Source organism: Agromyces sp. NPDC052230, assembly GCF_040679595.1.
Classification (GTDB): domain Bacteria; phylum Actinomycetota; class Actinomycetes; order Actinomycetales; family Microbacteriaceae; genus Agromyces.
The window spans coordinates 212,757-237,434 of the sequence record NZ_JBFAVC010000002.1 but is presented as its reverse complement, the minus strand read 5'-3'; the positions used below and the strand labels follow the sequence as shown (position 1 = coordinate 237,434).

The following is a 24,678-nucleotide window of genomic DNA, read 5'->3' as shown; positions in this document are numbered from 1 at the left end:
GGTTCGCGATCACCCGCGCGGGTGCGTCAGTTGCTCGAGAGCTTCTCACGCAGCGCCGCGAGCGAGGCGTCGTCGGCGAGGGTGCCCGCACCGGTCGACTCACTCGAGAACGAGGCAGCGCCGGCCGAGAACGAGTCGTCGGCCACGGCGGCAGCGTTCGCCTGGGCGACCTGCTTCTTGTGCGCCTCCCAGCGAGCCTGGGCGGCAGCGTAGTCCTGCTCCCACTTCTCGCGCTGGGACTCGAAGCCCTCGCGCCACTCGTTGGTCTCGGGGTCGAAGCCCTCGGGGTACTTGTAGTTGCCCTGCTCGTCGTACTCGGTGAGCATGCCGTAGAGCGCCGGGTCGAACTCGGTGCCCTCGGGGTCGACGCCCTCGTTGGCCTGCTTGAGCGAGAGCGAGATGCGGCGACGCTCGAGGTCGATGTCGATGACCTTGACGAAGACCTCCTCGCCGACGGAGACGACCTGCTCGGCGAGCTCGACGTGACGGCCCGACAGCTCCGAGATGTGCACGAGGCCCTCGATGCCGTCGGCGACGCGAACGAACGCACCGAACGGAACGAGCTTCGTGACCTTGCCCGGGGTGACCTGGCCGATGGCGTGCGTGCGAGCGAAGACCTGCCAGGGGTCCTCCTGCGTCGCCTTGAGCGACAGCGAGACGCGCTCGCGGTCGAGCTCGACGGAGAGCACCTCGACAGTGACCTCCTGGCCGACCTCGACGACCTCGCTGGCGTGCTCGATGTGCTTCCACGACAGCTCGGAGACGTGCACGAGACCGTCGACGCCACCGAGGTCCACGAACGCGCCGAAGTTGACGATCGAGGAGATGACGCCCTTGCGGATCTGGCCCGGGTGCAGGTTCGCGAGGAACGTCGAGCGGGACTCCGACTGGGTCTGCTCGAGCAGCGCACGGCGCGAGAGCACGACGTTGTTGCGGTTCTTGTCGAGCTCGAGGATCTTCGCCTCGATCTCCTGGCCGAGGTACGGCGTGAGGTCGCGAACGCGGCGGAGCTCGATGAGCGAGGCCGGGAGGAAGCCGCGAAGGCCGATGTCGACGATCAGGCCGCCCTTGACGACCTCGATGACCGTACCGGTCACGACGCCATCGGCTTCCTTGATCTTCTCCACGTCGCCCCATGCACGCTCGTACTGAGCGCGCTTCTTCGACAGGATGAGGCGGCCTTCCTTGTCCTCCTTCTGGAGAACGAGGGCCTCGACGGTGTCGCCGACGCCGACGACCTCGCTGGGGTCGACGTCGTGCTTGATGGAAAGCTCACGCGAGGGGATGACGCCCTCGGTCTTGTAGCCGACGTCGAGGAGGACCTCGTCGCGGTCGATCTTCACGACGGTGCCCTCGATGAGGTCGCCGTCGTTGAAGAACTTCAAAGTCTTCTCGACCGCGGCGAGGAAATCGTCAGCAGATCCGATGTCGTTGATCGCGACCTGCTTGGGCGCCTTGGTCGTTGCGGTTGTCATGTAGTGAATGCTCCGTAAAGGACAGAATCGAGCCCATCGCGTTGGTAGAGCGTTGTTGGTTCCGCGATGGGCATGCGGACAGGGATGTCACACGAGTGACGCTCTATCCTAGCCGAACGCCGGAGCGTCCGGCAACCGCGCGGATGCCCGCCCCTGGCCCGCCGGCCGCGACGGCGCTGCTCAGCCGAGCAGCGCCGTGCGCAGCGTGTCGAGCCCCACGCCGCCCAGGTCGAGCGCGCGGCGGTGGAACTCCCGGATGTCGAAGGCGTCGCCCTCGCGACGCCGGAACTCGTCGCGCAACTGCTCCCAGATGCGCTGGCCGACCTTGTAGGACGGGGCCTGACCGGGCCAGCCGAGGTACCGGTTCACCTCGAAGCGCACGAACCCGTCATTCATGTTGACGTTCTCGCGGAGGAACTCGTACGCGTACTCTGCCGTCCAGACGCCGCCGCCGTCGGGTCGCTGCTTGCCGAGGTGCACCCCGATGTCGAGCACCACGCGTGCCGCTCGCATGCGCTGCCCGTCGAGCATGCCGAGCCGATCGGCGGGGTCGTCGAGGTAGCCGAGCTCCTGCATGAGCCGCTCGGCGTACAACGCCCAGCCCTCTGCGTGCCCCGAGGTGCCGGCGAGTTGTCGCCGCCAGGTGTTGAGCCTGCCGCGATTCACGACCGCCTGCCCGATCTGCAGGTGATGGCCCGGCACGCCCTCGTGGTAGACGGTGGTGAGCTCGCGCCACGTGTCGAACTCGGTCACGCCGTCGGGCACCGACCACCACATGCGGCCCGGGCGACTGAAGTCGTCGGTGGGGCCGGTGTAGTAGATGCCGCCCTCGTGGGTCGGGGCGATGAGGCACTCCAGCGTGCGGATCTCGGCGGGGATGTCGAAGTGCGTGGCTCCGAGCTCCGCGACCGCCCGGTCGCTCGTCTCCTGCATCCACCGCTGCAGCGCGTCGGTGCCGTGCAGTTTGCGCGTCGGGTCGCCGTCGAGGAACGCGATGGCCTCGGCGACGGATGCCCCGGGCTTGATCTCCTTCGCGATGGCCTCCTGCTCGGCGACCATGCGAGCGAGCTCCTCGGTGCCCCACTCGTAGGTCTCGTCGAGGTCGATCACGGCGCCGAGGAACCGGCGCGACTGGAGCGCGTAATGGTCGCGGCCGACGCCGTCGTGCTCGCCGGCGACGGGGAGCAGGTCCTGCTCGAGGAATGCGGCGAGGCGCCCGTAGGCTGCGCCGGCCGCCGCAGCGCCGGCGTCGAGGTCGCTCCGAAGGGCGCCGGGGAGGTCTCCGGGAGCTCCGCCGACGAACTCGGCGAAGAAGCCGTCGCTGCGCTCGTGCTTGTGGGCCTGGGCCGCCACCTCACGCACCTGGCGCTTCGCCGGAACGATGCCTTCCCGGATGCCGAGTCTCAGCGTCTCGACGTAGCCGTCGAGCGCGGCGGGCAGCGCTCCCAGCCGCGTCGAGATGATCGCCCAGTCGTCGGCGCCATCGGCGGCCATGAGGTCGAAGACCTCGCGCAGCTCCTGCGCGGGGCTCGCGATCACGTTGAGGTCGCGGAGCGGGAGTCGGGCCTCGTGCGCCTCGAGATCGAGGTCGAGCTGGCTGCGCAGGTCGGCGACGGTGACGACGTCGACATCGTCGGCCGGCGTCGCCGCGTCGAGCGCGGCGATCGTGCGTCGAACCGCTTCGGCCGAGCGTTCGAGCCCCTCGGGCGAGTAGTCGCCGAATCGGGTGTCGGCCTCCCTCCTGCCGATGTACGTGCCGAGGGTGGGGTTCAGCTCGACGGCCGTGTCGACCCACTGCTCGGCGATGCGGTCGACGTCGGTCGGGGTGCGCTCACTCGATGCCATGGGAGCGAGCCTAGGGCACGCCACCGACGCGCGTCGTCGGGATCCTGCTGGCGATCGACGAACGGATGCCGCGTCGCGTATGCGTCGTGCTCAGTGCGCCGCGTCGTCCCAGTTGGCGCCGCGGCCGAGCTGCACATCGAGCGGCACGAGCAGCTCGGCCGCGTGCGCCATCCGGTCGCGAACGATCGCCTCGAGCGAGTCGGACTCGCCAGGCGCCACTTCGAAGATGAGCTCGTCGTGCACGGTCATCAGCATCCGGCTCTCGAGCCCGCGGTCGGCGATGGCGGCTTCGACGTTCGCCATCGCGACTTTCATGATGTCGGCGGCCGACCCCTGGATCGGGGAGTTGAGCGCCGCGCGCTCCGCGTTCTCACGCAGCACCCGGTTGGGGCTCGCGAGGTCGGGGAACGGGCGGCGTCGACCGAAGATGGTCTCGGTGTATCCGTCGATCTTCGCCTGCTCGACGACGCCTCTGAGGTAGTCGCGGACGGCGCCGAACCGCTGGAAGTACTCGCGCATGAGTTGGGTCGCCTCGGCGCGTTCGATGCGCAGCTGCTTCGAAAGGCCGAAGGCACTGAGGCCGTAGGCGAGTCCGTACGACATGGCCTTGACCTTCGTGCGCATGAGTGGTGTCACGTCGGCCGGGTCGACCCCGAACACCCGGGCGCCGACGAACCGGTGGAGGTCTTCGCCGACGTTGAACGCCTCGATGAGCCCCGGGTCGCCCGAGAGATGCGCCATGATGCGCATCTCGATCTGCGAGTAATCCGCCGTGAGGAGCTCGGCGAACTCGGGTCCGTGCCGGAACGCCTTGCGGATGCGGCGACCATCTTCGGTGCGGATGGGGATGTTCTGCAGGTTGGGGTCGTTCGAGGACATGCGGCCGGTGGCGGCGCCGATCTGCCAGTACGTCGTACGGATCCGGCCGTCTGCGCCGATCGACTTGTCGAGCGACTCGACGATCTGGCGCAGCTTCGTGACGTCGCGGTGCTCGAGCAGGAATCCGAGGAACGGGTGCGGGTTCGACTCCTGCAGGTCGGCGAGAGCGCTGGCGTCGGTGGTGTAGCCGGTCTTCGTGGCACGCGTCTTGGGCATGCCGAGCTGGTCGAAGAGCACCTCCTGCAGCTGCTTGGGCGAACCCAGGTTCACCTCGCGGCCGATCTCGGCATACGCGGATGCCGCGAGCGCCGCTGCACGCTCGCCGAGCTCCGACGACAGGGTGGCGAGCTCCTCATGGTCGACCGTGACGCCGCGGAGCTCCATGGCAGCGAGCACCGGGACGAGCGGCATCTCGATCTCGGCGAGCAGCCGTCGCGAGCTCTCGCTGAGCGCCCGCAGCACGACGGGCGCGAGGCGGAGGGAGTACCAGGCGTACTCGGGTGCGCCGGAGTCGGTGCCCTCCTCGGGAAGGAGCTGGGTCGGATCGGCCTGGGGCACGGTCTCGCCGAGGTGGAAGGACACGAGGTCGGCGAGCGTCTTCTCGGTGAGGTTGGGGCGTACGAGCCATCCGGCGATGAGGGTGTCGACCACGAGCCCGTCGAAGGTGAGCCCCGAGCGACTGAGGGCCTTCACCTGCGACTTCGCGTCGGTCATGATCTTCGGGGCGTCGCTCGCGAGCCACGCCTCGAACGGCGCGAGCTCGGGGCGGCCGGTCTTCCACACGAGATGCACCGTCTCGCTCGAGGTCGCAATGCCGGCGCCGACGACGCGACCGCCGAACACCTCGAGGCTGAGACCCAGCCCCGCGGGCTCGGCGGCCTTCGCGCGCTCGAGCCAGGCGCCGAGCTCCTCGCCCTCGAGGCGAGCCGGGGTCGGCGCGACGAGTGCGTCGGCAGCCGGCTCGGCCGGAAGGGCGGTCGCCGTGGCGGTCGCGCCCGTCGCACCGGCCACAGCGCCATCGACCCCGGCCTCCCCCGCCGCGATCTTCGTCAGCCGCTCCATCAGCGTGCGGAACTCGAGCCGCTCGAAGAGCGGCCGCACCGTCTCCAGGTCGATCGGCTGCGCGCGAAGCTCGTCGAGCACCACGTCGAGTTCGACGTCGGTGACGAGCTTGTTGAGCCGCCGGTTGCGGATCGCGTTCTCCTTCTGATCGCGCAGGTACTGCCCCACCACGCCCTTGATCTCGTCGGCATGCTCGATGATGCCGTCGAGATCGCCGTAGAGGCCGAGCCACTTGACCGCGGTCTTCTCGCCGACCTTCGTGATGCCGGTGAGGTTGTCGCTCGTCTCACCGACGAGCGCCGCCACATCGGGGTACTGCTCGGGACGGATGCCGTACCGCTCGACCACCGCGTCGACGTCGTAGCGCTTCAGTTGCGAGACGCCCTGCGTGTTGGGGTAGAGCAGCGTGACGTCGTCGTTCACGAGCTGGATGGTGTCGCGATCGCCCGAGACGAGGAGCACCCGGTACCCCTCGGCCTGGCCCCGCTTGGCCAGGGTGGCGAGGATGTCGTCGGCCTCGTAGTCGTCGATCTCGAGCGTGCGGATGCTCATGGCCTGCAGTGCGTCCTGCAGGAGCGGCACCTGGCCCTTGAACTCGGCCGGCGTCTCGCTTCGGTTGCCCTTGTACTCCGCGTATTCGCGTGTGCGGAAGGAGACGCGCGACTTGTCGAACGCGACGGCGAGGTGCGTGGGCTTCTCGTTCTGCAGGAGCAGCAGCAGCATCGAGAGGAACCCGTGGATGGCGTTCGTGTGCTGCCCGTCGCGCGTGGAGAAGCTGTCGACGGGGAGGGCGTAGAAGGCTCGAAAGGCCAGGGAATGGCCGTCGATCACGAGGAGGGTGGGCTTGTCTGGGTCCGGCACCCACCAAGACTACAAGCGGCCACAGACACGGATGGCCCGTTCCCGAACCACGGTGATCGACGGGTGCCCCGCGACATCCGACCCCTGCTCAGCCCCGTGCGCTCCCACGTGCGGCCTCGAGCAGGACGCGCCGCTCGGCGACCGCCACGACCCGCCGGGTGCGGTCGGCGGCATCGGGATTCACCGAGATCGAGTCGATGCCGTACCGCACGAGGTGTTCGGCGAACGCCGGGTTGTTGGAGGGCGCCTGGCCGCACAGCGAGGAGGTGATGCCGGCCGACCGGCACGCCGTGATGATGCGCTCGATCGCGTCGAGCACCGCGGCATCCGCCTCGTCGAACAGTTCCGCGCAGATCTCGGAATCGCGGTCGACGCCGAGCATCAGCTGGGTGAGGTCGTTCGAGCCGATCGAGACGCCATCGATGCCCATGGCCGCATATTCGGGGATGCGGTAGACGATCGACGGCACTTCGGCCATGACCCAGCGCTTCAGTCCGCGCTGGCGGCCGAGCGGGCTCGCGTCGATGAGCTCGAGGCACGCCTCCAGCTCCCAGGTGGTGCGCACGAACGGCAGCATGATGTGCAGGTTCGGGGTCTCCTCGCGCACCCGTGCGAGGAGCTCGAGCTCGAGGTTGAACAGCTCGGGTTCCTTGACGTAGCGGTAGGCGCCCCGATAGCCGATCATCGGGTTGTTCTCCTGCGGCTCGAAGCGCTCACCACCCTCGAGCCCGCGGAACTCGTTGCTGCGGAAGTCGATGGTGCGGTACACCACCGGCCGGCTCCCGAAGGCCCGCGTCACCGACAGCAGCGACTCCGTCATGCGGCGGATGAACTCCTCCCGCTGACCGCGGGCGAGCATCTCGCGCGGATGCATGCCGCCGAGCGCATCCGTGATCATGAATTCGGCGCGCAGCAGCCCGACGCCGTCGACGTCGAGTGCAGCGGTGTCCTCCGCGCGTTCGGCGATGGCGAGGTTGACGTACAGCTTGGTCGCCAACGGCTCGGGTGCGGCAGGGGCGGCGACGGCCGAGGCCATGGCCGGCCCTGCGGGCTGGCCGGATGCCGCGGCATCCGCGCCCTCGATGATCTCGCCCTTCGCCCCGTCGACCGTGACGAGCTCGTCGTCGCGCAGGAGGGTCGTCGCCGTGCGGGCGCCGACGATGGCGGGCACCCCGAGCTCGCGGGCGACGATCGCGGCGTGGCAGGTCATGCCGCCCCCGTCGGTGACGACCGCTGCGGCGCGGCGCATGGTGGGGACCCAGTCGGGGTTCGTCATGGGCGCGACGAGGATCTCGCCGTTCTGCAGCGACGCACCCTCGCTCGGGCTCTGCAGGATCCGGACGCGACCGGTGACGCGCCCCGGGGCGGCGGCGAGCCCACGCAGCAGCACGGTGCCGGCGGGTGCGGTTGCCGCTCCCGTCGCATCGGTTCCCTCGGCCGGCATCGGCCCGCCGCCGAGGGTCGTGACCGGGCGGGACTGGAGCATGAAGAGCCGCCCGCCCGAGTAGGCCCATTCGGTGTCCTGCGGCTGGCCGTAGTGCGCTTCGACCCGAAGGCCCAGCGCGGCGACTTCGAGCACTTCTGCGTCGGTGAGCACGCGGGCGTCGGCGCGCTCGGCCTCGAGATCCTCACGGCGAACCGTGCCGTCGTCGTCGGCAACGAGTCGATGTGTCTGCCGGCCGACGCGCGCCGAGAGGAGTCGCGGCCCGTCCTTCGCGACGAGGTACGTGTCGGGCTCGACCGCACCCGAGACCACGACCTCGCCGAGTCCGAGCGCCGCCTCGATGACGAGGTGGTCGCGAGCGCCGGTCGACGGATCGATCGTGAACATCACCCCCGAACGGTCGGAGATGATCTGCGTCTGCACGACGACGGCGAGCACGGGCTCCTCGTCCATCCCCTGGCTTGCTCGGTAGGAGATGACGCGATCGCCGTACAGCGAGGCCCAGCACTCGCGGAGCCGGTCGAGCACGGCCTCGTCGCCGACGACGTTGTTGTACGTCTCGTGCATGCCCGCGAAGGACGTGCCCTCGGCGTCCTCCGAGGTCGCGGAGCTCCGCACGGCGACCGCGAGGCGGTCACCGAGCCGGTGGTACTCCCCGAGGATGGCGACGCGCACGTCATCGGGGATCGGCACACCGCGCACCGCCTCGCGAAGGGCGGCCGCGGAGCTCGTCAGCCTCGCCGGATCGTCGGCCCCAGCGGCGGCCTCGCGGAACCCGTCGAGCAGCTGCTGCCGGATCCCGGCGTGGTCGATGGCTTCGAGGTACGCCTCCGCCGTGACCACGAATCCCGGGGGGATCGGCAGGCCGGCGGAGGTCATCTCGCCGAGATTGGCACCTTTTCCGCCGACGGATGCAGCGTCACCGAGACGCAGCTCCTCGAACCGACTGACCAGTGTGGACCGCGCATCGCCCGGCATGGGTGCTCCCCCGACTCGACCGTCGCCGGGCGGCGTGGCCCGGACACGCACATCATTCCACGGAGCCGGAACGAGGGAGGGACGGAAGTCCTACTTCTTGGGCGCGAGCTGCTCGATGATCGCCTGGGAGACGTCCTTCATGGTGAGGCGGCGGTCCATCGACGCCTTCTGGATCCAACGGAACGCCTCGGGCTCGGTGAGGCCCATCTTCTCGTTGAGGAGGCCCTTCGCCCGGTCGACGAGCTTGCGAGTCTCGAAACGCTCGACGAGGTCACCGACCTCGGCCTCGAGCGCGATGATCTGGGCGTGCCTCGCGAGAGCGATCTCGATGGCGGGCAGCAGGTCGTTGGGGGTGAACGGCTTCACCACGTACGCGAGGGCGCCGGCCTCGCTGGCCCGCTCGACGAGCTCCTTCTGGCTGAACGCCGTGAGGAGCACCACCGGCGCGATGTGGCCCTTCGAGAGGCGCTCCGCCGCCGAGATGCCGTCGAGCTGGGGCATCTTCACGTCCATGATGACGAGGTCGGGCCGCAGCTCGGTCGCGAGCGCCACCGCCGTCTCGCCGTCGCCGGCCTCGCCGACGACCTCGTAGCCGTTGTCGCGCAGGATCTCGACGATATCGAGGCGGATGAGCGACTCATCCTCCGCCACGACGACGCGGCGCGGCGCCGGCTGGGTCTGTTCGCTGTCTGTCACGCAGGAAAGCCTACGGTATCCTTGGCAGGGCCTCTGGCCGGTGTGGCGGAATGGCAGACGCGGAGCACTCAAAATGCTTTGCCCGAAAGGGCGTGTGGGTTCGACCCCCACCACCGGCACCGAACTGGTTCACGTCGAGCCGTGCCCGATCGCGATGACGAGGCATCCGTCGTCGTCGTCCCATACGGTTCGTGTGCCGAGCGCGGCGCAGCGTCGCGCCATCTCGCGTGCGATCTCGGCGGCATGCCGGCCGGCGCGGCGGGCGTGGAAGTCCACGATCTCCGTCGGATGCAGCCGCAGCTCGACCGGCACCGCACCGTCGGTGCGCAGCACGAACACGAAGGAGCGGTCGTTGCGCTCGACGGGATCCACCGCGTAGTCGTCGACGAAGTCCCCGGCACCGTAGAGGACGGGACGGCCACGGTAGACCTCCACGCCGCGCACGATGTGCGGCGAGTGCCCGAACACGACATCGGCGCCCGCGTCGACGAGCGCGCGAGCGAATCGCCGGTGGCTGCGCGGCACGCCGACGCCCCAGTTGCCGCCCCAGTGCGCCGACACGATGACGAGGTCGGCCGCCTCCCGTTCGCGGGCGACGTCATCGAGCAGCTCGCGCGCGCGAGCGTCGTCAGGGTCGATTGGCAGGTACCGCACGCCGGGCGAGTCGACGCCGGCCTCCCAGCCGGGTTCGTTGTCGGTGACGGCGAGCATCGCGATCGTGATGCCGTCGCGGCTGAGGACCGCGGGGCGACGTGCCGCTGCGGCATCCGGTCCGGCACCCGAGAAGCGGATGCCGCGGTCGGCGAGCGTCTCGAGGGATTCCAGTGCGGCATCCGTGCCGAAATCGAGCACGTGGTTGTTCGCCACCGAAACGATCGAGAACCCGGCAGCCTCGAGACTGCGCACGGCCTCGCGATCGGCACGGAAGTGGAAGGTCTTGCCGGGCCACGGGCGCCCGTCGTCGGCGAGCACGAACTCGAGGTTGCCCACGAGCACGTCGGCCTTCCGCAGCAGCGGAAGGGTGTCTCCCCACGGGAACTCGGGCGGCTGTCGTCGAAACTCCTCCGCCACGAGCCGGCCGAGCATCACGTCACCGACGAACGCGATCTCCATGGGATGCTCCGTGCCGGCGCCGCGGGGGTGCGCCTACAGCACTTCGCCAACGACATGCACGCGCACGTCGTTGGTGGTGCCGGGGATTCCGGGAGGGGAACCCGAGATGATGACGACCTTCTCGCCCGCCTCCGCCATGCCGGTCTTCACCAGCACCTCGTCGACCTGGCCGACCATCTGGTCGGTGTGCGTGACCCGCGCCACAACGAACGACTCCACGCCCCAGTTCAACGCCATGCGCCGCCGGATGGCGGGATACGGGGTGAACGCGATGATCGGGATGACCGAGCGGATGCGCGCCATCCGCCTGACCGACTCGCCCGTCTCGGTGAAGACGCAGAGGTACTTCGCCTGCACGAAGTCGGCCACCTCGACGGCGGCGAGGGTGATCGCGCCGGCCTGCGTGCGCGGCTTGGTGCCGAGCGCGGGGATGCGCTCGAGGCCGTGCTTCTCGGTCGACTCGATGATGCGCGCCATGGTCTCCACGGTGACGACGGGGTACTCCCCCACGCTCGTCTCACCCGAGAGCATGACGGCGTCGGCGCCGTCGAGCACTGCGTTCGCGACATCCGAGGTCTCGGCGCGCGTCGGTACCGGGCTGTGGATCATGGACTCGAGCATCTGGGTCGCCACGATGACGGGCTTGGCCAGGCGGCGGGCGAACTCGACGGCGCGCTTCTGCACGATGGGCACCGCTTCGAGGGGCAGCTCGACGCCGAGGTCGCCGCGCGCGACCATGATGCCGTCGAACGCCTCGATGATGCCCTCGAGCGCCTCGACGGCCTGCGGCTTCTCGATCTTGGCGATGACCGGCACGCGACGGCCGACCTCCTCCATGATGTCGTGCACGCGCTCGATGTCGTTGGCGTTGCGGACGAAGGAGAGCGCGATGAGGTCGGCGCCCAGCTCGAGACCCCAGCGCAGGTCGTCCTCGTCCTTCTCCGACAGCGCCGGCACGTTGACCGCCACGCCGGGCAGGTTGATGCCCTTGTTGTTCGAGACGGGGCCGGCGACGACGACCCGGGTCGTGACGACCTTCCCGTCGCTCTCGACGACCTCGACGCGCACCTTGCCATCGTCGATCAGGAGATGGTCTCCGGGTTCCACGTCGTTCGGGAGGCCCTTGAAGGTCGTGCTGGCGATCTCCTTGCTGCCGACGATGTCCTCGGTCGTGATCTTGAAGATGTCGCCCTCGGCGAGCTCGTAGGGGCCGTCGGCGAACTTGCCGAGGCGGATCTTCGGCCCTTGGAGGTCGACGAGCACCGCGACCGCGCGACCGGAGTCGTTCGCGGCCTTCCGGACGTTCTGGTAGACGCCCTCGTGGACGTCGTACGTGCCGTGGCTGAGGTTCATCCTCGCGACATCGACGCCCGCGTCGATGATCGCGCGGATCTGCTCGTAGCTCGATGTGGCCGGCCCGAGGGTGGCCACGATCTTCGCACGTCTCATGTGGTGTGTACTCCCGATTTCTGCGCCGTGGCGCGGGGTGGGTGGATGGGCGCCGTCGGGCGCCGGGATCAGATGGAGAATGCCCGCGCGTTCGCCGGGATCGGGTGCGGCAGTTCGGTCTCGCCTTCAAGGTACCGGTCGACGGCGGATGCCGCAGCCCGGCCCTCGGCGATGGCCCAGACGATGAGCGACTGCCCCCGGCCGGCGTCGCCGGCCACGAAGACACCGGGCTGGGAGGTCGCATAGTCGGCGTCACGTTCGAGGTTGCCCCGGTCGGTCACGGGCAGCTGGAGCTGCTCGTCGAGGTCGCGGGTCTCGGGGCCGGTGAAGCCCAGCGCGAGCAGCACCAGGTCGGCCGGGATCTCGCGTTCGGAGCCGGCCTTCGGCACGCGGCGGCCGTCGAGGTACTCGGTCTCGGCGATCCGGATGGCGCGAAGCTCGCCGACCTCGTTCGCGAGGAACTCGACGGTGGACGCGAGGAACTGGCGGTTGCCGCCCTCCTCGTGCGCACTCTGCACCTCGAAGATGGTGGGATGCATCGGCCATGGCTGCTCGGGCGGCCGCGTGGCGCTCGGCACCTTGCCGATGGCGAGGTTCGTCACCGAGAGCGCACCCTGGCGATGCGCCGTGCCGATGCAGTCGGCTCCGGTATCGCCGCCGCCGAGGACGACGACATGCTTGCCCTCGGCCGTGATCTGGTCGAAGACGGGGTCGCCCGCGAGATGCCGGTTCGACTGGGTGAGGTACTCCATGGCGAAGTGCACGCCCGGCAGGTCGCGACCGGGAATCGGAAGGTCGCGCGGCACGAGGGCGCCCGTCGCGATGACGACCGCGTCGTACCGCTCGCGCAGCTGGTCCCACGAGATGTCGACGCCGATCTCGACGCCGGCCCGGAAGCGGGTTCCCTCGGCCGTCATCTGCGCGAGGCGCTGGTCGAGGTGCTTCTTCTCCATCTTGAAGTCGGGGATGCCGTAGCGCAGCAGCCCGCCGATGCGGTCGTCGCGCTCGAAGACCGCGACGGTGTGACCGGCCCGGGTCAACTGCTGTGCGGCGGCGAGGCCCGCGGGCCCCGAGCCGACCACGGCCACGGTCTTGCCGGTGAGGCGGCCGGGCGGCTGCGGCTGGACCCAGCCGTTGCCCCACGCCTGATCGATGATCGAGACCTCGACCTGCTTGATGGTCACCGCAGGCTGGTTGATGCCGAGCACGCAGGCGGACTCGCACGGAGCCGGGCAGAGGCGGCCGGTGAACTCGGGGAAGTTGTTCGTCGCGTGCAGGCGCTCGATGGCCGCACGGCCCTCGCCGCGCCGCACGAGGTCGTTCCACTCGGGGATGAGGTTTCCGAGCGGGCAGCCCTGGTGGCAGAACGGGATGCCGCAGTCCATGCAGCGACCGGCCTGGCGACGCAACTGGGCGGAGTCGCCCGGCTCGTAGACCTCTTTCCAGTCCATGATGCGCACCGGAACGGGCCGCCGCTTGGGCAGCTCCCGCTCAGTGACCTTCAGAAAGCCCTTGGGGTCAGCCACCTGTCACCTCCAGAATTCGCGTCCAGACGACGTCGCCGTCGGGGTCGAGGCCCTCGTCGACCGCGCTCTGGCGGGTACGGAGCACTGCGGCGTAGTCGCGCGGCAGCACCTTGGTGAAGCGATCGAATGCCGCGTCGCCCTCGGCGAGGAGGGCGGCCGCGACCGACGAGTCGGTGGTCTCGAGGTGCTGCTCGAGCAGGTCGCGCACGATCTCCCGATCGGCGCTGCCGAGTGGCAGCAGTTCGAGCTCGCCCGCGCTGAGCGACTCGCGGTTCACCCGACCCTCGCGGAGGTCGAGCACGTACGCCGTGCCACCGGACATGCCGGCGCCGAGGTTCCGTCCGGTTGCACCGAGGATGAGCGCGAGGCCGCCGGTCATGTACTCGAGCGCGTGGTCGCCGACGCCCTCGACGACCGCGGTCGCACCCGAGTTGCGCACGAGGAATCGTTCTCCCACGATGCCCCGGATGAACATGCTGCCTCGTGTCGCGCCGTAGCCGATGACGTTACCGGCGATGACGTTGCGCTCCGCCACGAAGCCGCTGTCGCGGGGCGGTCGCACCACGATCTGCCCGCCCGAGAGTCCCTTGCCGACGTAGTCGTTCGAGTCGCCCTCGAGGCGGAGCGTGATGCCGCTCGGCAGGAACGCGCCGAGGGACTGCCCGGCCGAACCGGTGAGCGTGACGTCGATCGAGCCGGTCGGCAGGCCGTGTTCGCCGCGGTGCACGGTGACCTCGTGGCCCAGCATGGTGCCGACGGCCCGTTCGGTGTTCTTGATGGGCAGCGCGATCTCGACGGTGCCGCCTTCTTCGAGCACGATGCGGCTGCGCCGGATGAGCTCGTTGTCGAAGTGCTCGTCGAGCTCGTGGTCTTGCGCGCGGAAGTTGCGGCGCGGCTCCGACTCGCCGAAATCGGGGCCGACGAGCACTGGCGAGAGGTCGAGGCCGGAGGCCTTCCAGTGATCGACGGCGCGGTCGACGTCGAGGAGCTCGCGACGGCCGATGATCTCGTCGATGGACCGGAAGCCGAGCGCGGCGAGGTACTCGCGGACCTCCTGGGCGATGAACTCGAAGAAGTTCACCACGAACTCCGGCTTGCCGCTGAAGCGCTTGCGCAACTCGGGATTCTGGGTGGCGACGCCGACGGGGCAGGTGTCGAGGTGGCAGACGCGCATCATGACGCAGCCCTGCACGACGAGCGGCGCCGTGGCGAAGCCGAACTCCTCGGCGCCGAGGAGCGCACCGATGACGACGTCGCGGCCGGTCTTCAGCTGGCCGTCGACCTGCACGACCACGCGGTCGCGCATGCCGTTGAGCATGAGCGTCTGCTGGGTCTCGGCGAGGCCGAGCTCCCACGGCGTGCCCGCGTGCTTCAGCGAGTTGAGCGGGCTCGCTCCGGTGCCGCCGTCGTGGCCGGAGACCAGGATGACGTCGGCGAGGGCCTTGGCGGTGCCCGCGGCGACCGCGCCGATGCCCGACTGGCTCACGAGCTTCACGTGGATGCGTGCCTTGGGGTTGGCGCGCTTCAGGTCGAAGATGAGCTGCTTGAGGTCTTCGATCGAGTAGATGTCATGGTGCGGCGGGGGTGAGATGAGGCCGACGCCGGCCGTCGCGTGCCGCGTGCGGGCGACCCATGGGTACACCTTCGCGGGCGGAAGCTGGCCGCCCTCGCCGGGCTTCGCGCCCTGGGCGAGCTTGATCTGGATGTCCTCGGCGTGCGTGAGGTACATGCTCGTCACGCCGAACCGGCCGGAGGCCACCTGCTTGATGGCGCTGCGCCGCTCGGGGTCGAGGAGGCGATCGAGGTCCTCGCCGCCCTCGCCCGTGTTCGACTTCGCGCCGAGCCGGTTCATCGCGATGGCGAGCGACTCATGCGCCTCCTTCGAGATCGACCCGTAGCTCATCGCTCCGGTCGAGAAGCGCTTCACGATGGACTCGACCGACTCGACCTCGTCGATGGGCACCGGCGGGCGCGTGCCCGTGCGGAGCGCGAACATGCCGCGAAGGGTCATCAGCTGCTCGGCCTGCGTGTCGACGAGCGAGGTGTACTCGCGGAACACGTCGTAGCGACGGTTGCGCGTCGAGTGCTGCAGGCGGAAGACCGTCTCGGGGTTGAAGAGGTGCGGCGATCCGTCTCGACGCCACTGGTACTCGCCACCCGTCGCGAGACGCTCGTGCGCACGCACGGCGACGTCCTCGGGGTAGGCCGAGGTGTGCCGATGCAGGTTCTCCGCCGCGATGACGTCGAGTCCGACGCCGCCGAGCTTCGAGGTGGTTCCGGTGAAGTACTCGTCGACGAACTCCTGCCCGAGGCCGATGGCCTCGAACGCCTGGGCGCCCGCGTACGACGCGATGGTCGAGACGCCCATCTTCGACATGATCTTCAGCACGCCCTTGCCGAGCGCCTTGATGACGTTGTGCACGGCGTCTTCGGGCGTGATGCCGGTGATGACGCCCGAGCGCACGAGCTCCTCGCACGTCTCCATCGCGAGGTAGGGGTTCACGGCCGCGGCCCCGTAGCCGACGAGGAGCGCGACGTGGTGGACCTCGCGGACGTCGCCGGCCTCGACGATGAGCCCGACCTTCATGCGGTTCTCGGCCCGGATGAGGTGGTGGTGCACGGCCGAGAGCATGAGGAGCGACGGGATCGGTGCGAGGTCCTTGTTGGAGTCGCGGTCGCTCAGCACGATGAACGCGGCGCCCTCCTCGATGGCCTCGTCGACCTCGCGGCAGATCGCGGCGAGGCGGTCGCGCATCGCGTTCGGCCCCTCGTCGAATCGGTAGAGGCCGCGGATCGTCACCGCCGTGCGCCGACCGGGTGCCGGGTCGATGTGCACGATCTTCGCGAGCTCGTCGTTGTCGATCACAGGGAACGACAACGACACTTGGTGGGCGTGCTCGGGTCCGGCCGAGAGGAGGTTGCGCTCGGGCCCGACCGACGAGCCGAGCGAGGTCACGACCTGCTCGCGGATCGAGTCGAGCGGCGGGTTGGTGACCTGCGCGAACTGCTGCGTGAAGTAGTCGAACAGGAGCCGCGGCCGCTTCGAGAGCACCGCGACGGGCGTGTCGGATCCCATCGCACCGAGCGGCTCCTGGCCCGCCTTCGCCATCGGCGCGAGGAGGATCCGCACCTCCTCCTCGGTGTAGCCGAAGGTGCGCTGCCGACGATTCACCGAGGCCGGCGGGTGCACGATGTGCTCGCGCTCGGGGAGGTCGGCGAGGCGGATCCGGCCTTCCTCGAGCCAGTCCCCCCAGGGTTCGGATGCCGCGAGCTGGGCCTTGATCTCGTCGTCCTCGATGAGGCGGCCCGCCTCGGTGTCGACGAGGAACATGCGGCCCGGCTGGAGCCGGCCCTTGCGCACGATGCGGCTCGGCTCGATGTCGAGCACGCCGATCTCGCTCGCGAGCACGACGAGCCCGTCGTCGGTGACGAGGTAGCGGCCTGGACGCAGCCCGTTGCGGTCGAGCGTGGCGCCGACGAGCGTGCCGTCGGTGAACACGATGGCGGCGGGACCGTCCCACGGCTCCATCAGCATGGAGTGGTACTCGTAGAACGCCCGGCGCTCGGGGTCGATCTCGGTCTGGTTCTCCCAGGCCTCGGGAACCATCATCATGACCGCGTGCGGGAGGCTGCGCCCCGCGAGCGTGAGCAGCTCGACGACCTCGTCGAACGAGGCCGAGTCGCTCGCTCCGGGCGTCACGATCGGAAGGATGGGGGTCAGGTCGCCGAGCACCTCCGACTCGAGCTGCGACTGCCGTGCGCGCATCCAGTTGCGGTTGCCCTGGATCGTGTTGATCTCACCGTTGTGCGCGATCATCCGGAACGGCTGCGCCAGCGGCCACGACGGGAACGTGTTCGTGGAGTAGCGCGAGTGCACGAGGGCGAGCTTCGAGGCGAACCGCTCGTCGGAGAGGTCGGGGTAGAAGGGCTCGAGCTGCAGCGTCGTGACCATGCCCTTGTACACGAGCGTGCGGCACGAGAGCGACGCGAAGTAGAGGTCGAGCTCCCGTTCGGCGCGCTTGCGGAGCCGGAACGCAAGCCGGTCGAGCGCAATGCCGTCGATGCGGTCGCCCTCGGACGTGGTCGCCGAGGACCGCACGAACACCTGCTGCACGGCCGGCATGGCGGCACGGGCGAGGGTGCCGAGCTCGTCGGGACGCACGGGCACCTCGCGCCATCCGATGACCTCGAGCCCCTCGGATGCCGCGAGATCGCCGAACCGGCGCTTGACACTCGACCTGGCGGTCGGGTCGACGGGCAGGAACGCGTTTCCGACCGCGTACGAGCCCGCCGCGGGCAGCGGGAACGACGCGACGGCGCGGAGGAAGTCGTCTGGTACCTGGGTGATGATGCCCGCGCCGTCGCCGGTGCCGGCGTCGGAACCGACCGCACCACGGTGCTCGAGGTGGCGCAGCGCATCGAGCGCGGCCGTGATGATGTCATGACCCGCCGTGCCACGGAGGGTCGCGACCATCGCGAGGCCGCAGGCGTCCTTCTCGGCGGCGGGGTCGTACATGCCCTGCGCGTCGGGAACGAGACCGAACCTCGAGAAGGGTGGAGTGAGCGACACGTGGACCGTCCTCATCAACTAGGTGTCAGCGGGGGACGTCGTCGGCCCTAGGAAGGGAAGTCACGACGCATGGTGCGGCGTCGTGTCGGAGAACGTGCGGAGGAGGCCCTACGGAGAGGTCGACCGGCTCGAGCTTGTGGCTGCCGTCTTGCCTGCGGTGTTCTCGCCCTCGACGCCATCGTCGAGAGAGTCGGAGTCGGAGTCGGACTCGGTTTCGTCTGAGTGTACCTCAGCGTCGGGGCCCTTCCATTCACGTCCGGGAACGTAGGGGGTCGGCTCGTCGCCGGTGTGCCGGCGACGCTGCACGAGGAAGATGACGACGCCCAGCACGATCGCCGCGAACGACGCCCAGACATTCGAGCGGATGCCGAGGAACATCTCGCTCGGGTCGACGCGGATCGACTCGAAGAACGAACGACCGACGCCGTACCAGATGAGGTAGACCGCGAGCGCCTTGCCCCAGCGCAGGTTGATCTTGCGCTCGAGGAAGATGATGAGCGCGGCGCCTGCGAGGTTCCAGATGATCTCGTAGAGGAACGTGGGGTGGAAGAGCGTGCCCTCGGCGAGCCCGGCGGGGAACGCAGGATTCGTCGACTCGATCTCGAGGCCCCACGGCAGGTCGGTGGGCTGGCCGAAGAGCTCGTGATTGAACCAGTTGCCGAGGCGGCCGGCCGCCTGTGCGACGAGGAGGCCGGGCGCGAGGGCGTCGGCGAACGACCAGAAGCGGATGCCCGTCATGCGGCAGCCGATCCAGACACCGACGGCGCCGCCGATGAGCGAGCCGTAGATGGCGTTGCCGCCCTCCCAGATGTTCCAGATGGCACCGGGCTCGAACGGGTTCCAGACGTTGGCACCTTCGTAGAAGTAGTCGTCGGGGTGGGTGAGCACGTGGAAGATGCGCGCGCCGATGATGCCGAGCGGCACCGCCCAGAGTGCGATATCGAGCACGACGCCGGGCTCGGCGCCACGCTTGGTGAGCCGACGCGACGTGATCATCACCGCGAGGACGATGCCGAGCAGGATGCACAACGCATACGTGTTGATGTTGAGCTGCAACCCGAACAGGTTGAGCTCCCATGCCTGCCAGTCGTAGTCGGGGCTCGGGATGCTGAGCGGAGCGATCACTCGGGCTGCTGCCTTTCGTCGGGAGACCGTCGGCCCGCGTGGGCCTCAGTCAGCGTACTTCACTCGGCCCGCGTGCCGCGCGCGAGTTCGGCCGCGAGGGCTCCCGCGGCGTCGGCACCGCCGTCGGCCAGCGCCTTGACGAGTGCGGAGCCCACGATGGCGCCGTCGGCGTACTCGAGCACCTCGGCGACCTGCGCCGCCGTCGAGATGCCGAGCCCGACGCAGCTGGCCGGCGCTCCGGCCTCCTTCAGGCGAGCGACGAGCGTGCGTGCCGCCTGGTCGACGTCGCTGCGCGCACCCGTGATGCCCATGGTGGAGACGGCGTACACGAAGCCGCGGCTCGCTTCGACCGCCTGGCGGATGCGATCGTCGGTGGAGGTCGGCGCCGCCAGGAACACCCGGTCGAGACCGGTGCGCTCGGATGCCGCGATCCACACGGCTCCCTCGTCGGGGATGAGGTCGGGCGTGATGAGGCCCGCTCCGCCCGCCGCGGCGAGGTCGTCGGCGAAGCGGTCGACGCCGTACTGCACGACGGGATTCCAGTACGTCATGATCAGCACCGGGGCATCCGTGCGCTCGGTGACGCGGCGCACCGCCTCGAAGCCGTCGGCGAGCCGGAAGCCGTTCGCGAGGGCCTGCTGGGTCGCCGCCTGGATGACCGGGCCGTCCATGACGGGGTCGGAGTACGGCAGCCCGAGCTCGAGCACGTCGACGCCGTTCTCGACGAGGGCGACGGCTGCCTCGACGCTCTCATCGAGGGTCGGGAACCCGACGGGGAGATAGCCGATGAGCGCGCCGTTCGCCTCGTCGTTCCGGCGACGGATGACGGTGCCCACCGTTCTCAACTGGGGTTCTCCTCGTCGTAGAGCTCGAAGTACTTCGCCGCCGTGTCCATGTCCTTGTCGCCGCGCCCCGAGAGGTTCACGAGGATCGTCGCACCGGGTCCGAGCTCGCGGCCGAGCTCCATGGTGCCGGCGAGGGCGTGGGCCGACTCGATGGCGGGGATGATGCCCTCGGTGCGCGAGAGCAGGCGCAGGGCGTTCATGGCCGCGGCATCCGTCACCGGGCGGTAGTGGGCGCGGCCGAGGGCCGACAGCCACGAGTGCTCGGGGCCGACGCCCGGGTAGTCGAGTCCGGCCGAGATCGAGTGCGACTCGACGGTCTGCCCGTCCTCGTCCTGCAGGAGGTAACTGCGCGCGCCGTGCAGCACGCCCGGACGGCCCATGGTGATGGTGGCCGCGTGGCGCTCGGTGTCGACGCCCTCTCCCCCGGCCTCGAAGCCGTAGAGCGCGACGTCGGCGTCGTCGAGGAACGCATGGAAGATGCCGATCGCGTTGGAGCCGCCGCCGACGCACGCGGTGACCGCCGTGGGCAGGGCGCCCGTGAGGTCGAGCACCTGTTGGCGCGCTTCCTCGCCGATGATCTTCTGGAAGTCGCGAACCATCTCGGGGAACGGGTGCGGGCCGGCGACCGTGCCGAAGATGTAGTTCGTGGTCTCGACGTTCGTGACCCAGTCGCGCATCGCCTCGTTGATGGCGTCCTTCAGGGTGCGTGAACCGGCGGTCACGGCCACCACCTCGGCGCCGAGCAGACGCATGCGGGCGACGTTGAGCGCCTGGCGCTCGGTGTCGACCTCGCCCATGTAGATGGTGCACTCGAGTCCGAAGAGCGCCGCGGCGGTCGCGGTCGCGACGCCGTGCTGGCCCGCCCCCGTCTCGGCGATGACGCGATGCTTGCCGATGCGCTTCGTGAGCAGCGCCTGGCCCAGCACGTTGTTGATCTTGTGCGACCCGGTGTGGTTGAGGTCTTCGCGCTTCAGGATGACGCGAGCACCGCCGGCGTGCTCGGCGAACCGTGGCACCTCGGTGATGATCGACGGACGACCGGTGTAGCTCCGGCCGAGTTCGGCGAGCTCGGCGCCGAAGGCGGGATCGAGCTTGGCGAGCGTGTAGGCCTCGCTCAGCTCGTCGAGTGCGGCGACGAGGGATTCGGGCACGAATCGCCCGCCGAAGTCGCCGAAGTACGGACCGGTCTGCGCTCTGAGCGCCATGTCACACCGCCAGGAATGCTCGGAGATTGGCTACAGGGTCGCCCGTGACGAGCGCCTCGCCGACGAGGACGACGTCGGCGCCGGCCGCGCGATAGTGGGCGACGTCGGCCGCCGACTGCACGGCCGACTCGGCCACGCGGACGGCCCCGTCTGGGAATCGGTCGGCCAGCCGGCCGAAGAGGTCGCGGTCGAGCTCGAAGGTCGACAGGTCGCGGGCGTTCACGCCGATGAGCTGCGCACCCAGCGCCGCCGCGCGGTCGAGCTCCTCGGCGGAGTGGGTCTCGACGAGCGGCGTCATGCCGAGGTCGACGATGAGGTCGAACAGCTCGCGGAGGGTGGCGTCGTCGAGCGCGGCCACGATGAGGAGCACCAGGTCGGCGCCGGCCGCGCGGGCCTCGAACACCTGATAGGGCGTCGAGATGAAGTCCTTGCGCAGCAGGGGCAGCGCCACGGCCGCCCGCACCGACTCGAGGTCGGCGAGGGAACCGCCGAACCGGCGACCCTCGGTGAGCACGCTGATGGCGCTCGCGCCGCCGAGCTCGTAGCTGCGGGCGAGTGCCGCGGGATCGAGGATGGGCGCCAGCTCACCGCGCGACGGGCTCGAACGCTTGATCTCGGCGATGATCTTGACCCGCGCGCCGGGACGCAGCGCCTCGAGCGCGTCGAGCGCCGGATCGCGCATGAGCGCCTCGCGCTCGACGTCGACGAGGGGGCGCGCCGTGCGGCGCGCCTCAGCGTCGGCGACCGCGTTCGCCGTCAGCTCGGAGAGCACGCGTCAGTGCGCCTTCGGCGCGACCTTGTCGCCGCCGACCCCGTAGCCCACGCGGGCGAGGAGCCATCCGACGACGAGGCCGACGAGGAGCAGGACCGCGCAGGCCCAGACGAGCCACTGCACGTCGAGGAAGAAGGCCACCGTGCCGATCGTGATGGCGATGAGCATGATCGTGACGGCGGTCCACGCCGCGGGCGAGTGTCCGTGGCCGGGATCAGCGGTCTCAGTGCTCATTGATGCTCCTTCGTGACGGGGATGACGTCCGCCAGTCTAGCGGCTGGCTCAGGCTCGGCTGTCGCCCGGCTGCGGCTCGTCCGTGGGGTCGTCGCCCCGACTGAGCTCGTCCCAGTCGTCGATGGCGCGGTCGGATGCCGCACGCCCACGACCCGCGGCCGACACGGCTTCCTCGGCATCGACGAGGCGGGCCGCGCGGTAGCGGCGCGAGGACGCGGGCCAACGCGTGCCCGTCGCGATCACGGCCACTCCGGCCGCCACCAGCAGGACGCCGCCGACGAACGCGGCGACCGGCCACGCGGTGGGCACCGCGGCGGCCACGAGTTCGGCCGTCGGGCCGGAACCGGAGACGCCCGTGGCATCCGTCACCGCCGGCGACACCGCGCCGACGGGGTTGCCGACGCTGAGGCCCGCCGCGAGCAGCACGCATCCGCCGAGCACCACCTCGAGGACGCCGAGCACCAGACGGATTCCGGGACCGGCGATCGCGAGCGCCCCGACGAGCGCGAGACCGGCGAGTCCGAGGGCCGCGAGAGCCGGCGACGCGATGCTGCCGGGGACCGAGATCATCTCGCCCGTGCTGCTCGCCGCGGCATCCGTCAACCGCACCTCGATCCAGGTCTGGCTCCACGAGAGCAGGGCGAGGCCCGCGCCGACGACCGAGGCGAGGATCGCGGGCAGCTTCATGCGGGCGGCGCTCACCCTCACTCGATCCTCCGCAGCGCGTTCGCGACGGCCACGGCGCGCAGGGGCGCGGCGGCCTTGTTCTGGGACTCCTGGAACTCGGACTCGGGCACCGAATCGGCGACGAGACCACCCCCCGCCTGCACCCGGGCGACGCCGCCCGAGATGGTCGCCGTGCGGATGGCGATCGCGAGGTCGGCGTCGCCGCCGAATCCGAAGTAGCCGACGACGCCGCCGTAGAGGCCGCGCTGGGAAGGCTCCAGCTCGTCGATGATCTCGAGCGCGCGCGGCTTGGGCGCGCCCGACAGCGTTCCGGCGGGGAATGTCGCCCGGAAGACGTCGACCGCGTTCCGCCCGGGCTCGAGGTCGCCCTCGACGCTCGACACGAGGTGCATGATGTGGCTGAAGCGCTCGACGCGCATGAACTCCGTCACCTCGACCGAACCGGCGGTGCACACCTTCGCGAGGTCGTTGCGGGCCAGGTCGACGAGCATGAGGTGCTCGGCCTGCTCCTTCGGGTCGGCGATGAGCTCGCCCTCGAGGTCGGCGTCCTCCTCGGGCGTCGCCCCGCGCGGCTTCGAGCCCGCGATCGGATGCGTGAACACCCGGCCGTCCTGCACCTTCACGAGCGCCTCGGGCGAGGAGCCGACGATCCAGTACGACTCCCCCGCCGGGTCGTCGAGGTGCAGCACGTACATGTACGGGCTCGGGTTGAGGCTGCGCAGCACCCGGTACACGTCGAGCGGGTGTGCGGTGACCTCCTGCTCGAACCGCTGCGAGATCACGACCTGGAAGATGTCGCCCTCGCGGATGTACTCCTTGGAGCGCTCCACGGCGGCGAGGAAGTCGGCCTTCTCGGTGCGGTGGCGCGGTGTTGCCGGAGTCGTCAGGTCGATCTCGGCGAGCCACGCGTCTGACGGGCGGGCGAGGGCCCGCTGCATCCGGTCGAGGCGTTCCTGCGCGCCCACCCACAGGGCGTCGGGCTCCTCCGCGCCGTCGTTGAGCACGGACGCGACGAGCTGCACGGTGCCCGTGCGGTGGTCGATGACGACGAGCTCGGACACGAAGCTGAACGCCTGTCCGGGCATCCGGTAGTCGGCCGGGGGCCGGTTCGGCAGGCGCTCGATCTGGCGGATGGCCTCCCAGCCGATGAACCCCACGAGTCCGCCGGTCAACGGCGGCGCACCGGGCACGTCCTCGGTGGCCCAGCGCTGGTGGAGCGCCTCCAGCGCGGCGAGCGGCGCGAGATCGGCGGCGTCGCCGAGCGCCCGCTCGGCGGAGAGCCCGTAGTCCTGCCACTCGACACGGCCGTCGTGCTCGGTCAGCACGCCGTAGGAGGACGCCCCCACGAACGAGTAGCGCGACCAGATGCCGCCCTGCTCGGCCGACTCGAGGAGAAAGGTGCCCGGTCGGCCCTCGGCGAGCTTGCGGTAGATCCCCACGGGAGTCTCGCCGTCGGCGAAGAGCTCGCGCGTGACCGGCACGACGCGCCGGCCCCGCAGCAGTGCGGTGAACTCGTCGAACGTGGTGGTGGCGCCTGACACGCGGTTCTCCTCGGTTCAGTCGGTGGTGGCTGCGCCCTGCGCGACCTCGAGCGGGTCGCCGACGAAGCAGGTGCGGGTACCGGTGTGGCACGCGGCGCCGACCTGCTCGACCGTGACGAGCAGGGTGTCGGCATCGCAGTCGAGCGCGGCCGCGCGGACGTACTGCACGTGCCCCGAGGTGTCGCCCTTGCGCCAGTACTCCTGCCGCGACCGGGACCAGAAGGTGACGCGACCCTCGGTGAGGGTGCGCCGCATGGCCTCGCGGTCCATCCAGCCGAGCATCAGCACCTCGCCGGAGCCCTCCTGCTGGATGATCGCGGGCAGCAGCCCGTCGGCGTTGAATGTCGCGCGATCCATCGGTGACGCGCCCG

Annotated in this window: 17 protein-coding genes and 1 tRNA gene; 1 reads left to right on the top strand and 17 read right to left on the bottom strand. The window is 69.9% G+C overall.

Annotated elements, in window-relative coordinates; all coding sequences use genetic code 11:
* Positions 1-26 precede the first annotated feature (26 nt).
* The 5 genes from rpsA to AB0K73_RS06310 form a co-directional block, all read right to left on the bottom strand.
* Positions 27-1,475 carry a 30S ribosomal protein S1 gene (rpsA, locus tag AB0K73_RS06330; RefSeq protein ID WP_360511736.1) on the bottom strand — a complete coding sequence of 483 codons (1,449 nt, stop codon included), beginning with the start codon at positions 1,473-1,475 and terminating at the stop codon, positions 27-29.
* Positions 1,476-1,655: 180 nt separating this feature from the next.
* Complete coding sequence (locus tag AB0K73_RS06325; RefSeq protein ID WP_360511734.1) at positions 1,656-3,320, bottom strand: DUF885 domain-containing protein; 1,665 nt, start codon at positions 3,318-3,320, stop codon at positions 1,656-1,658.
* A 90-nt stretch (positions 3,321-3,410) separates the two neighbouring features.
* Positions 3,411-6,122, bottom strand: a complete 2,712-nt coding sequence (polA, locus tag AB0K73_RS06320; RefSeq protein WP_360511732.1) for a DNA polymerase I — start codon at positions 6,120-6,122, stop codon at positions 3,411-3,413.
* Between the two features lie 88 nt (positions 6,123-6,210).
* Positions 6,211-8,544, bottom strand: a complete 2,334-nt coding sequence (gene ppsA / locus AB0K73_RS06315; protein WP_360511730.1) for a phosphoenolpyruvate synthase — start codon at positions 8,542-8,544, stop codon at positions 6,211-6,213.
* A 90-nt stretch (positions 8,545-8,634) separates the two neighbouring features.
* The gene (locus AB0K73_RS06310) at positions 8,635-9,240 is read right to left on the bottom strand and encodes a response regulator (protein ID WP_130352818.1); all 606 of its coding nucleotides are present in this window, start codon (positions 9,238-9,240) and stop codon (positions 8,635-8,637) included.
* Positions 9,241-9,276: 36 nt separating this feature from the next.
* On the opposite strand from AB0K73_RS06310, the gene AB0K73_RS06305 reads away from it, so the two are divergent.
* Positions 9,277-9,359 (top strand) — tRNA-Leu (locus AB0K73_RS06305).
* A gap of 10 nt (positions 9,360-9,369) precedes the next feature.
* On the opposite strand, the gene AB0K73_RS06300 is transcribed toward AB0K73_RS06305, so the two are convergent.
* The 12 genes from AB0K73_RS06300 to hisI all read right to left on the bottom strand — a co-directional run bounded on the left by AB0K73_RS06300 (position 9,370) and on the right by hisI (position 24,664).
* Entirely contained in the window at positions 9,370-10,353 is a 984-nt protein-coding gene (locus tag AB0K73_RS06300; RefSeq protein WP_360511728.1) for a CapA family protein, read from the bottom strand.
* Between the two features lie 33 nt (positions 10,354-10,386).
* Positions 10,387-11,802, bottom strand: coding sequence for a pyruvate kinase (gene pyk, locus AB0K73_RS06295; RefSeq protein WP_360511726.1), 1,416 nt, complete (start codon positions 11,800-11,802; stop codon positions 10,387-10,389).
* A gap of 68 nt (positions 11,803-11,870) precedes the next feature.
* The gene (locus AB0K73_RS06290) at positions 11,871-13,328 is read right to left on the bottom strand and encodes a glutamate synthase subunit beta (RefSeq protein WP_360511724.1); all 1,458 of its coding nucleotides are present in this window, start codon (positions 13,326-13,328) and stop codon (positions 11,871-11,873) included.
* Positions 13,321-17,844, bottom strand: a complete 4,524-nt coding sequence (gltB, locus tag AB0K73_RS06285) for a glutamate synthase large subunit (RefSeq protein ID WP_360512294.1) — start codon at positions 17,842-17,844, stop codon at positions 13,321-13,323. The genes AB0K73_RS06290 and gltB overlap by 8 nt, the downstream gene beginning before the upstream one ends.
* A gap of 162 nt (positions 17,845-18,006) precedes the next feature.
* Positions 18,007-19,023, bottom strand: coding sequence for a prolipoprotein diacylglyceryl transferase (gene lgt / locus AB0K73_RS06280; RefSeq protein ID WP_360511722.1), 1,017 nt, complete (start codon positions 19,021-19,023; stop codon positions 18,007-18,009).
* A 59-nt stretch (positions 19,024-19,082) separates the two neighbouring features.
* Complete coding sequence (gene trpA / locus AB0K73_RS06275) at positions 19,083-19,868, bottom strand: tryptophan synthase subunit alpha (RefSeq protein ID WP_360511720.1); 786 nt, start codon at positions 19,866-19,868, stop codon at positions 19,083-19,085.
* Complete coding sequence (gene trpB, locus AB0K73_RS06270; protein ID WP_360511718.1) at positions 19,865-21,073, bottom strand: tryptophan synthase subunit beta; 1,209 nt, start codon at positions 21,071-21,073, stop codon at positions 19,865-19,867. The genes trpA and trpB overlap by 4 nt, the downstream gene beginning before the upstream one ends.
* Position 21,074: 1 nt before the next feature.
* Positions 21,075-21,845 (bottom strand): indole-3-glycerol phosphate synthase TrpC, encoded by a 771-nt coding sequence (gene trpC / locus AB0K73_RS06265; RefSeq protein WP_360511716.1) that lies wholly within the window; start codon positions 21,843-21,845, stop codon positions 21,075-21,077.
* A 3-nt stretch (positions 21,846-21,848) separates the two neighbouring features.
* Complete coding sequence (locus tag AB0K73_RS06260; RefSeq protein ID WP_360511714.1) at positions 21,849-22,079, bottom strand: DUF6704 family protein; 231 nt, start codon at positions 22,077-22,079, stop codon at positions 21,849-21,851.
* 48 nt (positions 22,080-22,127) lie between these two features.
* On the bottom strand, positions 22,128-22,781 hold the full coding sequence (locus AB0K73_RS06255; protein WP_360511712.1) for a Trp biosynthesis-associated membrane protein: 654 nt from the start codon (positions 22,779-22,781) through the stop codon (positions 22,128-22,130).
* A gap of 2 nt (positions 22,782-22,783) precedes the next feature.
* Positions 22,784-24,307: an anthranilate synthase component I gene (locus tag AB0K73_RS06250; RefSeq protein WP_360511710.1), complete on the bottom strand. Its 1,524-nt coding sequence runs from the start codon at positions 24,305-24,307 to the stop codon at positions 22,784-22,786.
* A 15-nt stretch (positions 24,308-24,322) separates the two neighbouring features.
* Positions 24,323-24,664, bottom strand: coding sequence for a phosphoribosyl-AMP cyclohydrolase (gene hisI / locus AB0K73_RS06245; protein ID WP_360512292.1), 342 nt, complete (start codon positions 24,662-24,664; stop codon positions 24,323-24,325).
* Positions 24,665-24,678: the final 14 nt, after the last annotated feature.